At 39.1% G+C, this 15,519-nt stretch carries 10 protein-coding genes, 3 pseudogenes and 1 riboswitch; of the genes and pseudogenes, 5 read left to right on the top strand and 8 right to left on the bottom strand.

Translation table 11 applies throughout. The features are described from left to right. Window positions 1–221: 221 nt before the first annotated feature. From BDR01S_RS14455 to lipM, 5 genes and pseudogenes are all read right to left on the bottom strand, one after another. Window positions 222–824, bottom strand: a pseudogene (locus tag BDR01S_RS14455) (ribonucleotide reductase barrel domain-containing protein); the annotation flags it as partial. Window positions 825–1,125: 301 nt separating this feature from the next. Further along, a pseudogene (locus BDR01S_RS14450) lies at window positions 1,126–2,262 on the bottom strand (ribonucleotide reductase barrel domain-containing protein); the annotation flags it as partial. 428 nt (window positions 2,263–2,690) lie between these two features. Continuing rightward, complete coding sequence (locus BDR01S_RS14445) at window positions 2,691–3,563, bottom strand: LAGLIDADG family homing endonuclease (RefSeq protein WP_066257552.1); 873 nt, start codon at window positions 3,561–3,563, stop codon at window positions 2,691–2,693. A gap of 226 nt (window positions 3,564–3,789) precedes the next feature. Further along, a pseudogene (locus tag BDR01S_RS14440) lies at window positions 3,790–4,578 on the bottom strand (ribonucleotide reductase barrel domain-containing protein); the annotation flags it as partial. Between the two features lie 327 nt (window positions 4,579–4,905). Then, window positions 4,906–5,742, bottom strand: a complete 837-nt coding sequence (gene lipM, locus BDR01S_RS14435; RefSeq protein WP_066257553.1) for a lipoate--protein ligase family protein — start codon at window positions 5,740–5,742, stop codon at window positions 4,906–4,908. Between the two features lie 192 nt (window positions 5,743–5,934). Here lipM and BDR01S_RS14430 point away from each other — a divergent pair, with 192 nt between their 5' ends. Then, window positions 5,935–6,318 carry a rhodanese-like domain-containing protein gene (locus BDR01S_RS14430; RefSeq protein ID WP_066257555.1) on the top strand — a complete coding sequence of 128 codons (384 nt, stop codon included), beginning with the start codon at window positions 5,935–5,937 and terminating at the stop codon, window positions 6,316–6,318. Between the two features lie 105 nt (window positions 6,319–6,423). Here the strand turns inward: BDR01S_RS14430 and gcvPB are convergent, their stop codons facing one another. The 3 genes from gcvPB to gcvT are packed head-to-tail and all read right to left on the bottom strand — an operon-like array spanning window position 6,424 to window position 10,348. Next, a complete protein-coding gene (gcvPB, locus tag BDR01S_RS14425) occupies window positions 6,424–7,884 on the bottom strand; it encodes an aminomethyl-transferring glycine dehydrogenase subunit GcvPB (protein WP_066257557.1) in 1,461 nt (486 codons plus the stop codon). Further along, window positions 7,877–9,223, bottom strand: coding sequence for an aminomethyl-transferring glycine dehydrogenase subunit GcvPA (gene gcvPA / locus BDR01S_RS14420; RefSeq protein ID WP_066257559.1), 1,347 nt, complete (start codon window positions 9,221–9,223; stop codon window positions 7,877–7,879). The genes gcvPB and gcvPA overlap by 8 nt, the downstream gene beginning before the upstream one ends. Window positions 9,224–9,244: 21 nt before the next feature. Then, window positions 9,245–10,348 (bottom strand): glycine cleavage system aminomethyltransferase GcvT, encoded by a 1,104-nt coding sequence (gcvT, locus tag BDR01S_RS14415; protein ID WP_066257561.1) that lies wholly within the window; start codon window positions 10,346–10,348, stop codon window positions 9,245–9,247. A gap of 170 nt (window positions 10,349–10,518) precedes the next feature. Then, window positions 10,519–10,607: riboswitch (glycine riboswitch) on the bottom strand. A gap of 175 nt (window positions 10,608–10,782) precedes the next feature. Here gcvT and BDR01S_RS14410 point away from each other — a divergent pair. The 4 genes from BDR01S_RS14410 to comGB all read left to right on the top strand — a co-directional run bounded on the left by BDR01S_RS14410 (window position 10,783) and on the right by comGB (window position 15,512). Then, the gene (locus BDR01S_RS14410; RefSeq protein ID WP_066257563.1) at window positions 10,783–12,471 is read left to right on the top strand and encodes a DEAD/DEAH box helicase; all 1,689 of its coding nucleotides are present in this window, start codon (window positions 10,783–10,785) and stop codon (window positions 12,469–12,471) included. Beyond that, on the top strand, window positions 12,449–13,240 hold the full coding sequence (locus BDR01S_RS14405; RefSeq protein ID WP_066257565.1) for a YqhG family protein: 792 nt from the start codon (window positions 12,449–12,451) through the stop codon (window positions 13,238–13,240). Before BDR01S_RS14410 ends, BDR01S_RS14405 begins: the two co-directional genes overlap by 23 nt. Window positions 13,241–13,420: 180 nt before the next feature. Beyond that, window positions 13,421–14,494, top strand: a complete 1,074-nt coding sequence (comGA, locus tag BDR01S_RS14400) for a competence type IV pilus ATPase ComGA (protein ID WP_268874682.1) — start codon at window positions 13,421–13,423, stop codon at window positions 14,492–14,494. Continuing rightward, a complete protein-coding gene (comGB, locus tag BDR01S_RS14395; RefSeq protein ID WP_066257567.1) occupies window positions 14,481–15,512 on the top strand; it encodes a competence type IV pilus assembly protein ComGB in 1,032 nt (343 codons plus the stop codon). Before comGA ends, comGB begins: the two co-directional genes overlap by 14 nt. The last annotated feature ends 7 nt before the right edge of the window (window positions 15,513–15,519 follow it).

Below are 15,519 nucleotides of genomic sequence, written 5' to 3'. Positions count from 1 at the left end.
TTCGATACTATTAATATACAAAAAAAGCATAACATCGAAGTAACAGGTAGATTACAGTTATATTACAAAATTCGACTTTATTTTAGGAAAACCAGCATAATATGCGCCACTTAAATGCAATATTATGAACTGCTAGGGCGCTGAAGCTGGACAAATGTCCATTTCGATATTTCTTATCATGTAAAAAAAGGGGGGATTTCTCCCCACTTTAAGAAAACGTATTAAAGACCACATTTTAATTGGGCACCACAGTTTGTACATGTATTGCAGCCACCCATTTCTTTTACTTTTCCAGTTCGACAAACCGGGCAAGTATTTCCTACTTCAGATCCGATTGTTACACTTGTTGAGCGAAGTTCACTGATAGTATCAACAAGTACCACATGCTGCTTGGGTTTTTCATTAAAAATTGATAATTGTTCATTAGTATTTTCTTCAGCCTTAAGTGTAAGCACCTGAGAATCGCGTGAACCATCAACATAAACAGTTCCACCTTTTGCCCCGCCGCGATATAAACGCTGGTATACTTTTTCAACCTGCTCTACGCTATACCCTTTTGGTGCATTGACAGTTTTACTGATGGAGCTGTCAATCCAGCGCTGAATGACACATTGAACATCTGCATGTGCATCTGTCGAAAGCTCCATCGATGAAATAAACCAATTTGGAAGATTGTCTGGATCGACTTCAGGGTGCTTCTCCAGGTATTCTTTTACGATATCCGCTTTTACTTCGATAAATTTACCGAGACGTCCGCTTCGGAAATAAGAGAATGAAAAATATGGCTCTAATCCGGTGGAGACGCCAACCATTGTTCCAGTACTCACTTTTGTTACTCTCTATAAAGATAATTCTAGAGGGCGGGGTTATTAGTACCCGCTCCATATGTCGCCATATGGGTCAGACTATATCATCAACCATTACATTATTAATGGTTGCTCAGCGTGTAGTCGTTGAGGGGTCAGCCACGACTTCCCTGCGGATTGTCTGGTAGGCTTTCGCCAACACTCTTACCTTTTTACCTATTAATTGTTGGCAAGACAAGGTAGAAAGAGATACGCCAGGGTTTCCCGCATATAGCTAAGTTTACGCAGCGCTCTTACGAACACTGGGGGCAATATCTTTACCCGTTGGAGCAACAGTTAGTAAATGTGAATTTCTAATACCACACTCTAAAATAGATTGGCGGATATCTTCTGGCATTTTTTTCATATATCCTGTATCAATGAAAGCTTGTCGTAATCGATTGGTTTCATTTGGTGTTTCACCAGACAAGAATGGGAAGCTCCCCTTCTCTTTTGCCAATTCAATTGAAGTTCTATATGCAGTAGTTGCAATTATTTCAAATACTTGGTCAACGAGTTTGTTTCCTTCTGGTGAGCCATATTCCGTTTCACAATAAATAAGCATGTCATGCAAGCCCATGACTCCAAGCCCTACACGTCGTTCACCAAGAGCCTGCTTTTTATTTTCTTCTAGGAAGTATGGAGTAGCATTAATAACGTTGTCCTGCATCCGTACTCCTACAGCTACTGTTTTCTTAAGCTTTTCAAAGTCAACTTGTCCTGTTTCCTTATCAGCCATCTCCGCGAGATTAACAGCTGCAAGGTTACAGACGGAAAATGGTGCAAGTGGTTGTTCCCCACACGGATTTGTTGCAACGACTTGTTGTCCATATGCTTTTGCATTGGTCATGTCGTTAGCATTGTCGATAAAAAATATTCCCGGTTCTGCTGAGTAGGTTGCACAAATATTGATTAAGTTCCAGAGCTCTTTCGCTTTGAACTTTTTGTACACCCGTACTTTATGTCCAAGTTTTTCCCACTCACGAACGTCGCCAACTTTATGCCATTCTTCATTATAAACTTTCATTTCCTCATGATTGTATCGTTCAACATATGGGAAACGGAGTTCATAGTCACTATCGTTTTCAACAGCTTCCATAAATTCCTTTGTTAAACAGACAGAGATGTTGGCCCCTGTAAGGAACTCTGGATTATGGACAGTGTAGTTACCACCCGTTAATAATTTTTCTTCTGCATCAGCAATGATGTTTTCATCAAAGCCACCGAAGCCGGGAATGTTTTTATAATTTACAATTCCCTGGTACATTGCCGTTTCTCTTAGAGTTAGCGGTGTGAACTTTAACTTATCTTTTGCAAGTTTCTTTATCGTTTCATCATTTGTATTTTCAATTAAGAATCGTAGAATTCTAGGATTTTGCATCTTAGATATAATAAATTCAATAATGTCTGGATGCCACGTGCGTACCGTCCCTTTCAGGATATTTATTCTGCTTGTAAGCAGACGGTCTAGACTATATCATCACCCTCAGCTAAAATCTGTTAGGGGCCGGGCGCTAATGAGGGTTTATTGTTGGGACTCACCCTCTAGTCGTTGAACCTTCGCCATAACCTTTGCCCTATGACGCTTGGCTGCAGATTGTCCAATACCTGCAATTTTTAAAGCATTCACGCTCACCGTTTCCAGTCACGTTGTAGCTTGCAAGTCTCTAAGGATTTCCCTGCAATTCACCCGATTTTCTAGTCATTCATTTTTTGAATGACGCGGACTAGTGCATCTTCATTAATCCGCTAGCATTATCATCTGAGCTCCACGCTTTTTTGTTACACTCTAAAGAGTGGCCAGGTCATTTCTGCCTAGCTCTCACACTTTCATGTAAGATCAGACTATATCATCAAAGAAGAAAACTTTATATATTTTCGATTTAATTTAATATCTCCATATTTGTATAGATCTTTTCCAAGTACAGCAAGTTCTTTTATACTACTTAAATATAAGTCTGAGCAACCTTGTTTAGGTGTTATTGAATTAACATTTTTAGCAAAGCCTTTGGTTTTTAAAAATGTTAATATTCCCATTAGCATATCAGGATTTCCTGTAAACCCCATTCTCGCCTTTAGATAGCCATTTCTTTTAAATACTCTAATATGACCATCGGCATCAAAAAATCCTCTAAGAAAGGACCACTGGAGTTCATCTTTATTAAAATTAATCCATTTTTCTATGCCAGTTTTTCTAGGACCAATACCTAAAGCAAATAGGTCATTACACATTTTTGTGGAACTAATTGTTAATGAGTATTTATTTTGTTCATTGGGAGCATTTCTCTTTCTGAACTTAATAGCCTCATCCATTTTCAGTTCTTTACCAATATCATATAGCAGTTCCTTATCTTCTTCCGCTAATGATAGAACCAATCTTTTTGATTTTATGCGGTCAACGATGGTTCCATCACCTGTTATATAACCTAATAAATAAGCCTGATTAGGTGTCTGAATTGTTTTAAAATAATTTTCATCATACTGATGAATTTTATTTTTTAGCTTTCCAGCTTCTCCAGGTGATCTTGGCTTAAAAAAATTGAGTTCATCGTTCCAAAGTTTTATAGTTCCTCGACTTATATTTAATTTTCTTGCTATATCTACTTGGCTAAATCCTTCTTTATGAAGATTAAAAATCAAAATAATTAGTTCTTCTTTGTCTCGTGCCCCATAAGGACGTCTCCGTACATTATGGTTTACTCCTCCCATTTCTTCCATCTAATTCACACCTTCTCTTAAATAAAGTGTTCATGGTAAGAATTAGGGAGTTTCAATAGTCGTTGAACGTTCATCTCCGTTTCCAGAGACGCTTCGCTGCTGATTGCCCAATCCTTATCATTTTCAAACCATCACGCTCACCGTTGCCAGTCACGTTGTGGTTGATAAAGCTCTAAGGGTGTTCCAGCAATTCACAAGATTTTAATCCCGCCGTTGGAGTTAGTTAACGGGATCCGCCCTGCTCAACCAAATGCGTCAACTTCGCGATATCATCCAGCCATGAAACCGAACCAGATGATTTCCCATTCACACCTCTAGCCAAAGTATTACGTGGTCTGAGTGTCGAACCATTTGTTCCCACACCGCCTCCGCGGCTCATGATCTCCATCACTTGCTTACGATGATCAGAGATGCCTTCACGTGAGTCGGGAACGAACGGCATTACGTAGCAATTGAAGTAAGTGACATCCGTATCTGCACCAGCACCGTATAGAACGCGTCCTGCAGGAATGAAGTTCATGTTAACAAGCTCTTGATAGAACCGTTCTGACCATTCTCTTCGCTTCTCTTCCGTCTCTTCGACCGAAGCAAGACCAGTTGCATTCCGCTTCGCAATTTGCTCGTAGAAGAGCTCTAAAGGCTTTTCAATGACATCTAATGACCTGTCTATCACACCAGTTGCAGCTTCTTCAGGATCATCGAGCACTCCCCTAAATTCCTCTTCTACTAAAACTTTCGCTTTTTTCTTTTCCCAGTCGATTTCCTGGATATATCCAAGACCTCGAGCTGGAAACTTTGGATCCTCTTTAATAGTCAAAACAACAAAGTCGCCGTTAGTAAGAGTAATTTTTGCATTGTCTTTAAAAGTATAGCGGTCTAGCATGACCAAACGGGAAACACCCTTGTGAGTTATTTTCATATCTGGGGTAACTGGATGTACCTGAGGGAATAAGTGAATATCCTCATTCAACCTTTCAAAATCAATATTCATTGTTTGTCTAAAAACTACAGACATGAGAACAACTCCTTCATTCTAAAATCTACCTATTGTGCTAAATCTAGCAGGCTTACGCTATATCTAGTTGGTTTATATTTTTAGGTTATCATAGCATACTCGAAGAAATCAATATATAGTACCAAAAATATTTTCGATACCACTATATATTGTATTTAGAACCAGTAATAATCATTTTGTCAAACGTAAAAAATAATAGAATTAAAAGTAAACCAAAGCTATTAGATGATTTCCGGCATAAATCAGGAAAATTCAACAAAATTCGCAGGTTGCTTCTTTACATTTATAGATTTTCACAAAAAAAAGCGACGAATCCGCCGCTTCAGACTATCTCTTAAAATTCCACTCATCACTTTCATAGCGCTCTTTTGCAATTTTTTCAACATATGCTAGTTCTTCCCGGGATAATTGATAAGGCTCCAAGTCAATATTTAGACCTTCCGCAAAGCCTTTATAAAAAGCTTCCTTTGCATCCTCAAGCGATATTTTCCTTGGACTAATCGCGTTAATGGCAACTGCTTTATCCTTAAACGCTTTTCTCATTCGTTCCTTAACTCTCTCACTCGGATATTTAAATAAACTAAAGAGCTTATCTTCATCTAGATCTAGCAGAATAGAGCCGTGCTGTAGGATGACTCCCTTTTGCCGCGTTTGCGCGCTGCCTGCAACCTTCCTGCCTTCGACCACAAGTTCATACCAGCTTGGAGCATCAAAACAAACAGCAGAGCGAGGGCTTTTTAATGCCTCCCTTTCTTCTACTGTTTTTGGGACAGCAAAATAAGCTTCAAGACCCAAATGATGAAAACCTTTTAAAATCCCTTCAGAAATAACTCGATAGGCTTCCGTAACAGAATTAGGCATTTCAGGGTGTTCTTCAGAAACGATGACACTATAGGTAAGCTCGTGTTCATGGAGAACCCCGCGTCCTCCTGTTGGCCTTCTGACAAAACCAAGTTGATGAGCCTTGACCGCGTCCATATCAATTTCCTTCTCTACCCTTTGAAAATATCCTACTGACAGCGTCGCAGGATTCCAACCATAGAATCGAATCACTGGAGGAATTTTCCCTTCACTATGCCAATCGAGTAACGCTTCATCTAAAGCCATATTAAAAGATGGTGAACTATTTCCAGTATCAATAAAACGCCAAACTTCTTTTTTCATGATAAAACCTCATTTTTTTATAATAATTTCGTGTTTAAGTCTACCAAAATCTGATATAGATTCAAAATAAGATGTTTCTGCTATAATTAATACAGTAAATTGAAAAGTTTTTTTGCATTCATCTTTATCTTTATGGGATAGACTTATATAATAAATATTAGTGCAGCATAGCTTGAAAGGGGCAAAAAGAAGTTGAATTCACTTTATCCATTATTAATCATCATCGTCGCAGTTATCATTTATTCCGTTTTCACTTTTTTCTATCAGAAAAGAATTGTTAAAACGGTAACAGAAGAAGAGTTCCGTGCAGGTTACAGAAAGGCACAACTAATAGATGTTCGTGAAGCAAACGAATTCGAAGGCGGCCATATTTTAGGAGCACGTAATATCCCAATGTCACAAATGAAAATGCGTATGAAAGAAATTCGTTCAGACATGCCGGTATATCTCTATTGCCAAAGTGGAATGCGCAGTGGACGCGCAGCCCAGTTCTTACACCGAAAAGGCTATAGAGAACTAACCCAGCTTCAAGGCGGGTTTAAAAAATGGTCAGGTAAAGTTAAAACGAAGAAATAAGAAAACCTTTAAGGTTCCGGATTTCGGAGCCTTTTTTATTTTGAAAAAATTGTTTCGCAAAAAGAGAGGTCAGATTCGATTTATGAATCTGACCTTTCCATTTACCTAAGCTTGTTGATATTTTAAAACTGGTTTCCGTGCTGCTTTAGTTTCGTCCATACGGCCGACCACAGTTGTATGTGGTGCTTCTTGAACGATTTCTGGATTTTCCTCAACCTCTTTAGCTATTTGGATCATGATGTCCACGAACGAATCCAAGGTCTCTTTCGATTCGGTTTCAGTCGGTTCGATCATAATGCACTCTTCCACATTTAATGGGAAGTAGATGGTTGGCGGATGATAGCCAAAATCAAGCAGACGTTTCGCAATATCCAAGGTACGAACCCCTAGTTTCTTCTGACGTCTACCGCTAAGGACAAATTCATGCTTACAATGTCTGTCAAATGGCAGCTCATAATATTCAGCAAGCCTTCTCATCATATAGTTCGCATTTAATACAGCATACTCTGTTACTGCTTTTAGGCCATCTGGACCCATAGAGCGGATATAGGTGTAGGCACGAACATTGATTCCGAAGTTTCCGTAGAATGGCTTCACGCGGCCAATTGACTGCGGGCGGTCATAATCAAGGACAAACTCTTCTCCCCGTTTTGCGATAATCGGTTTTGGCAGGAATGGAATCAAATCTACTTTAACACCAACTGGTCCGGAACCAGGTCCGCCGCCACCGTGTGGGCCAGTGAAAGTTTTATGAAGATTTAAGTGAACCACATCAAAGCCCATATCTCCTGGTCTGGCTTTCGAAAGAACAGCATTTAGGTTGGCTCCGTCATAATAAAGCTTTCCGCCAGCTCCATGAACAATTTCAGCCAATTCAAGAATGTTTTCTTCAAATAATCCAAGCGTATTCGGGTTAGTTAACATTAATGCCGCTGTATCTTCCCCAACAACGCGTCTTAAATCTTCAAGATCGACCAGACCATGCTCATTGGATTTAACCGTTATGGTTTCAAAACCTGCAATCGAAGCTGAAGCAGGGTTCGTACCATGAGCAGAATCCGGCACGATTACTTTTGTCCGGTTCATATCACCGTTAGCCTCATGGTATGCACGAATCATCATTAACCCTGTCCATTCCCCATGGGCACCTGCTGCTGGCTGAAGGGTCACTTCGTCCATTCCTGTAATTTCGATTAAATGCTCTTGCAAATCGTATAAAAGCTCAAGGGCACCTTGAACAGAGCTTTCGTCTTGAAGCGGATGAACATGAGCAAAACCGTTAAAACGCGCTACATTTTCATTGATTTTTGGATTATATTTCATTGTACAAGAGCCAAGTGGATAGAATCCTGAATCGACCCCATGATTCCTTCTCGAGAGAGCCGTGTAGTGGCGCATAATATCAAGCTCCGAAACTTCCGGAAGTTCTGGCTCTTCTGTACGAAGATAACCGTCAGGAAGAAGGGCGCTTAGATCTAGTTCCGGTACATCCATTTCTGGCAGACTGTAGCCGATGCGTCCTGGTGTACTAAGTTCAAAAATGAGTGCCTGGTCTTGATTATGCATGCAAATCCCCCAATTCCTTCACTAGAGTATCAATTTCTTCCTTCGATCTTTGTTCAGTTACAGCAATCAACATATGGTATGTCAGTTCTGAATAATCACGACCTAAATCATAGCCGCCGATTATTCCTTTTTGTAAAAGCATTTGGTTGATTTCTTTAACAGGCTTAGGTAATTTCACAACGAATTCGTTAAATGAATGACCGTCAAACACGATTTCAAAACCAGCTTCCTTGAATGCATTTTTTGCATAATTGGCCTTTTGTAAGTTGGCGGCGGCTATTTCGCGTACACCTTTTTTACCAAGTGCTGTCATTGCAACTGATGCAGCAAGAGCATTTAATGCTTGGTTTGAGCAAATATTTGATGTTGCCTTATCTCGTCGGATATGCTGTTCACGTGCTTGCAGTGTTAATACAAACCCACGACGGCCTTGATCATCTGTTGTCTGTCCGACAAGTCGGCCAGGAACTTTACGCATTAACTTAGTGGTTACTGCAAAATATCCGCAATGCGGTCCGCCAAAGGCAGTTGCGATTCCAAACGGCTGTGCATCACCAATAACGATGTCAGCACCAAATTTACCTGGAGGTGTTAACACTCCAAGGGACAATGGATTGCTTGATACAACAAACATTGATTTATTTGCATGAATGATTTCCTCTAGCTCTTTTAACGGCTCAATTCGCCCAAAGAAGTTAGGATATTGGACGATAACGGCTGCAACATCCTCGTTAACGAGCCCTTTTAATTTCTCAAGATCAGTAACTCCATCTTTTACTGGTACTTCAACAACAGTAAGGTTCTGACCTTTTGCATATGTTCTAAGAACATCGCGTGCTTCAGGGTGTACGGCATCAGATACTACGATTGTTTTTCGCTTCGTATGACCTGCACTAAGCATCGCTGCTTCAGCAAGTGCAGTTCCGCCATCGTACATGGAAGAGTTGGCAACATCCATTCCAGTTAATTCACAAATCATCGTTTGGAATTCAAAGATCGCTTGAAGTTCACCTTGGGAGATCTCTGGCTGATAAGGTGTATAGGCTGTATAAAATTCTGATCTAGAAATAACATGGTCGACAATTACTGGCATGTAATGGTCATAAACACCTGCGCCTAAAAAAGATACATTACTTTTCAGGTCAGCGTTCCGACTAGCCATATTAAACAGCTCTTTCATCAGGGCTGTTTCAGACTTTGCGGCCTTTATATTATACTCACCCTTAAATCTTACTTTTTCAGGGATATCGCTAAACAGTTCATCAATTGAGGAAACACCAATTGCCTCAAGCATAGCCTTCTTATCTTGTTCAGTCATGGGTAAATAGCGATGTTTCATAAACCTAACTCCCTTCATGTTTTACTGTTCTCTTTTATAAAAAGGTGTTGGAACCACTATAGCCTTTAAGCGTTTGCCACGAATTTCGATCTCTAGCTCGGATTCAAGACCAGAAAATTCTGTCTTAATTAAAGCAAGACCAATATTCCTCTTTAAGCTTGGTGATTGTGTACCAGTTGTAACCTCACCAATTAATTGATCACCTATATAAACAGGGTATCCATGACGAGGAATCCCGCGATCTATCATTTCGATACCTACCAATTTTCTGGTTAGACCCTGTTCTTTTTGTTGGATCAACGCATCTTTCCCGATAAAATCATTTTCTTTCTTTAATTTCACAGCGAAGCCAATTCCTGCTTCAAGTGGTGAAATTTCAGATGATAGTTCCTGCCCATAAAGTGCTAAAACTGCTTCAAAGCGAAGAGTGTCGCGTGCCCCTAAACCACATGGAATCACTCCATCTTCTTGACCTGCAGTTAAAATGTCTCTCCAAAGGTCGACAACATCCTCTGCCTTGCAATAGACTTCAAAGCCATCTTCACCGGTATAACCTGTTCTCGATACAAGTGCCTTTTTCCCATTTAGGTTTACCTCTTGTTGGAATTTGAAAAAGCCAATTCCACTTAAATCAGTCTCTCCTGCAAGCTTTTGCAGGACTTTTTCTGCAAGAGGTCCCTGGATAGCCAGTTGAGCAGTTTTTTCTGATAAGTTCTCTAAAGTGACATCACCGGTTATATGGTCTTCAAGCCATTTGTAATCTTTTTCAATATTTGATGCATTGACAACCAAAAGGTAATGATTGTCTTCAATCTTATATACCAGCAGGTCATCGACAGTTCCGCCATTTTCATAACACATGGCAGTGTACTGCGCACCTCCATTTTTTATTTTTGAAATATCATTCGTCATCATTTTTTGTAAAAATGTTAAACTATCAGAGCCTTTTACTTCTACTTCGCCCATATGGGAAACATCAAATAATCCTGCACTTGTGCGAACAGCTTCATGCTCTTCTTTGATGCTTGAGAATTGGACCGGTAGTGCCCAACCACCGAAATCAATCGTTTTTCCTCCCCATTCCTTATACACTTCAAAAAGCGGAGTTCGTTTTAATTCAGACATCCTTAATCCCCCTTCAATCTTTGGCACATGTTATACAATGGAAAACATAAAAAAGGACAGAAACCTCCAATGTAACGTAAGAAGGTCTCTGTCCTTGCACCTGAAAGTTTACCTAAAAAGGCTTTCCCCTTTGGTGGCTGCTATAAAATTAGCAGCGCTCTCCAGAGCTGCGTCAAACAAGAGTTCTTTTGCCTGAGAGATTCACATTTTCTGCTTGCTCCTTCGGCGCTACAAAGGTAGTCTCTCCCCTTGTTATCATTCGCATTATAATATTATCCAAAGTGGTCATACTAATTATACTAATAAAATAAATTACCTTATTAAAATATTTTAAACATTAAAGCTATTATCATCCTACCATTAACAGAATACATTGAGCAATAACTTTATTAGAAAAATATAAAGCAGAAGATTGCACAAAAGGAGTTGGAACCATGTCGATCGAAATTGAATTTGATTCCTCCTGGAAGGATGATTTTTTACATAGAATTGAAAACGATGGTCCATGGGGTAATTGGGAGCTTTTTAAACTAGCTATTAATGTTGAAAAACATCTCGTCATTCCGGATTTCAAGGGTTTATTGGCACCTGGTCATTTACCCAATCTAACCCCCCTCCCACACCAGCTTGAAACAGCTAAACAAGTCATTGAAAACATGAATGGAAAAGCCATACTTGCTGATGAAGTAGGACTTGGTAAAACGATTGAGGCTGGGTTAATACTTAAAGAATATATGATTCGCGGCTTGGTGAAAAAGGTATTAATTCTTGTCCCTGCTTCCTTAGTTACTCAATGGTCGATGGAGTTGAATAACAAATTTTTTATTCCAGCTATCTCACAAAGGAAAAGCTATGTTTGGGAACAGTGTGATGTCGTCGTATCGTCGATTGATACAGCCAAACGAAATCCACATCGAGACATAATTTTCAAGCAGGATTATGACCTTATAATCATCGATGAGGCACATAAACTTAAAAACAATAAAACAAAAAACTACGAATTTGTTCAAAATCTGAAAAAGAAATTTTGTTTACTTCTGACAGCAACTCCAATTCAGAACCGGATCGAAGAAATATTTAATCTGGTTTCATTGTTAAAACCTGGTCATCTAGGGAGCGAAACAGCATTCTTTGAAAAGTATAAACGAGATGCACGGTCTTTAAATGACAATGAGCATTTAAAAGAATTAGTTAACAAGGTAATGATTCGGAATCGACGTGCTGATACAGGAATTGAGTGGACGAAGAGACATGTCGAAACCATTCCGATTGAATGCACCGCAGAGGAGAAAGATCTTTATGAGTCAATCACTGATTTGAAAAGTGAAGGGAATTGGATTCAGACTAGTTCATTCTCCGTAATGACATTACAGCGTGAGGCATGCAGCAGCAGAGAGGCAGTTTTTTACACGTTAAAAAATATGCTTCAAAAAAAGGAAAATCCAACTCCTGCCTTCGAAGAACAAATTCAATATTTAATAAAAAAGGTCGAAGCCGTCCAGAAAAATTCGAAAGCGGAAAAGGCATTAGAATTAATTCAAAAAGTGAATGATAAAGTGATTATTTTTACCGAATACCGGGCCACGCAAATGTACCTTCAATGGTATTTAAAACAACATGGAATATCATCTGTCCCCTTTCGAGGCGGCTTTAAGCGCGGAAAAAAGGACTGGATGAGAGAATTATTCCAAAAACATGCACAAGTCCTGATTGCAACGGAAGCAGGTGGCGAAGGAATTAACCTTCAATTTTGCAACCATATTATTAACTTTGATTTGCCCTGGAACCCAATGCGGCTAGAACAGCGAATTGGACGTATCCATCGTTTAGGCCAGGAAAAGGATGTCATGATTTATAATTTTGCGATACAAAATACGGTCGAAGAACATATTTTAAAGCTTCTATATGAAAAAATACATCTATTTGAAAAAGTTATCGGCGAGCTCGATGATATTTTAACAAAGTTGGAATTTGGCAATATTGAAGATCATTTAATCGATATTTTTGGACAATCCGCTTCAGAAGGTGAAATGCGCATTAAAATGGAGAATTTATCATCGATGATCGAATTTGCTCAAACTATGAAGGAAGGAGAATCCCATGCAGCAGCAGGAAATTCATAACTTTCTATTGAACTACTTTCAGTCCAATGATTGTGCGATTGTGGAAAATGGACCAGGATATTTAACCGTCCAGTTGACAGTAGAACTTGACAAAGAATTAATGAACCGACCTTTTTACTGGCACTATTTAGAAAAGACGGGCGGAGTTCCTAACCCAATGAAGTTAACTTTTATTACGAATCAAGATGCCGCACCTGACAATTTAAAAGGTGAAATCATTCATTTTGGTTCCCCTCGACTTCATCAAATTTTTGCTTCGACAAAAAACTTAGCCAGTTATATTCGGCTCTATGAAAATCATCGTAATCAAAACAAGCAAACTCCCTTACTTCCTTGGCTATGTCTAAATGTTAAGATTTCTTATCAATGTGACCGTAAGCGTGATATTTTTAAATCAATCGGCTTACAGCTCATTAACGGAAAAATGGTCGAGGATTTCCATGATAGGCTGCTTGAAATACAGTTAACACCAAAAATACCTGACTATTCCTTTACTTTGTCACCTTTAGTGAAACCTCAGAGCGGAATGACAAGAATTGAAACCTATCTTACATCCGTGATCGAAAAGGAAGACCACTCTTGGGCTCTCGAGGCTAGAGAGCGTTGGGATCAAGATTTACGTCTCTTACATCATTTTTATGAGGATATGGAAGATGAAAATGAAAACTATGAGACCGAAAAAATAGCCCTAAAAGAACAATACGAACCCAAAATCAATATATCCTTCATCAATGGAGGCCTCTTTTACCTAACCGAAAAAGCACTATAAGGGAAAGGGTGTCAGGAACATGTGAAATTTTCACATGGTGCCTGACACCCTTTTGTGACAACTTTTTGACAACAAATAAATTATTTGCCGAAAAAGATAAGTTTTTACGAGAATAAAAAAGGATACGGCGGAAACCTGTCGAATTTAATTCCAAGTAAAAATAAAAAGGTGGTGGTACCTATTGTTAGTGAGATAGAAATTTTAGCAAATCGAATCATTACAGATGCAGCAAGGAACCAGGCAACAGATATTCACATTATCCCTAGGAAGAAAGACACGCTCGTCCAAATCCGATTAACCAACAAGCTCATACCTCGACTATCTCTTCCAAAAGATGAATGCGACAGATTAATCTCACATTTTAAATTCACAGCCAATATGGATATCGGAGAAAGAAGACGACCACAAAGTGGAGCTTTTTTTTGCGAAGTCGACGGAAATCTAATGGGGCTCAGACTTTCCACTCTCCCTTCTAATAACAGAGAGAGCCTTGTCATCAGGCTGTTACCACAGCAAGAACAGATACCTTTTCACCAACTTTCACTTTTTCCATCAATGACCCGAAAACTACTCGCTCTTCTCAAACATGCTCATGGGTTAATTATCTTCACTGGGCCAACCGGCTCGGGCAAAACCACAACACTCTATTCTTTATTAAACGAAACTGCCCACTTATTTCATCGTAATGTTATCACTCTCGAAGATCCCATTGAAAAAAACTATGACTCCGTCTTGCAAATTCAAGTGAATGAAAAAGCAGGCGTAACCTATGCCGCCGGACTCAAGGCTATTCTTCGTCATGACCCTGACATTATTATGGTGGGTGAAATAAGAGATGCTGAAACAGCGAAAATTGCCGTTAGAGCAGCATTAACTGGGCATTTAGTGCTCTCAACGATGCATACCCGTGATTCTAAGGGAGCGGTTTATCGATTGCGTGAGTTTGGGGTCAATTGGCTAGAGGTCGAGCAGACGCTCATTGCGATAACCGCTCAAAGGCTGGTTGAACTAACCTGCCCCTTTTGTGAAGGAGATTGTTCACCTATTTGTTATTCCTACGGCAGATGGAAACGCGCCAGTGTGTTTGAACTTTTATCAGGAAGAAATTTACATGCAGTAATGAAAGCTGCTCAAGGAGAACAAGTTAAGATACGTTACCGAATGTTAAAGGATGTAATTAATAAGGGCATTGCCCTTGGGTATATTCAAGAATCTGAATTTGAACGTTTGGTGTATGATGATGAATCGTCATAAATGGGCTGTGAATGAACAAGCTCATTTCCTGAGAAGAACTGGTGAACTATTAGCAAGGGGGTATCCAATTGCCTTAGCAATTGAATCCATAGCATTACAATTATCAACAAAACGTAAGGAGGAGTTAAATGGGTGTTTAGATGAGTTGAAAAAAGGTTTACCGTTTCATGATGCCTTAAATAATCTTGGTTTCCACAAAGACTTAGTCGGTTATGTCTATTTTGCCGAGCAGCACGGCAGCTTTGCAGAAGCTCTGTTAGAAGGAAGTGATCTTGCCCTATTAAAAGATAAAGATTTACACAAATTACTCAAGTTACTTCAATATCCAATGGTACTTTTAGTTATCACAGGATTTCTATTTATTTTTATAGAAAATACTTTACTTCCAAGGTTTACAACCCTTTTTTCATCGCTTGGACTGGAAGCAAATTTTTTCACGAATGTCATTTACTCTTTTGATCATTACTTCCCAATTGTTATCAGTGCCTTACTTCTTACACTAACGATTGGCGCAGTTTATTATTTTCTCTTTTTCCGAAAACTCTCCGTCCTTAAGCAAAGATCTCTACTTGTTCGAATCCCTTTTGTTGGCAGGATCCTCAAGCTACTGTTTACCCACTACTTCTCCATTCAACTAAGCTTCCTCTTGTCCGGTGGATTATCAGTTTCCGAAGCCTTATTACTATTTGAACAGAATCATAGACATCCTTTTTATAGTCACTTAGCTAATCAAATAAAAAGTAAATTAATGACCGGAGAAAAATTGGAGACTATCTTAGCATCACTATCGTTTTTCGAAAAAGAATTTCCGATGATTGTAAAACACGGCCAAGAAAATGGAAAATTGGAGCAGGAATTACTATTTTTTAGTAAGCATTGTGTAACTAACATGGAGGAAATGATAGAAAAACGTTTAAAAACCATTCAGCCAGTTCTTTACCTTTTTATTGGATTTATGGTGGTTTCAATGTATTTGGCTATTCTATTACCTATGTTTCATCTATTAGATGGAATTTAAAAAAATG

The organism is Neobacillus drentensis NBRC 102427 (assembly GCF_001591445.1).
Classification (GTDB): domain Bacteria; phylum Bacillota; class Bacilli; order Bacillales; family Cytobacillaceae; genus Neobacillus; species Neobacillus drentensis.
Note: the sequence above shows the minus strand (reverse complement) of the source record. Positions and strands in the feature narration are given on the sequence as shown.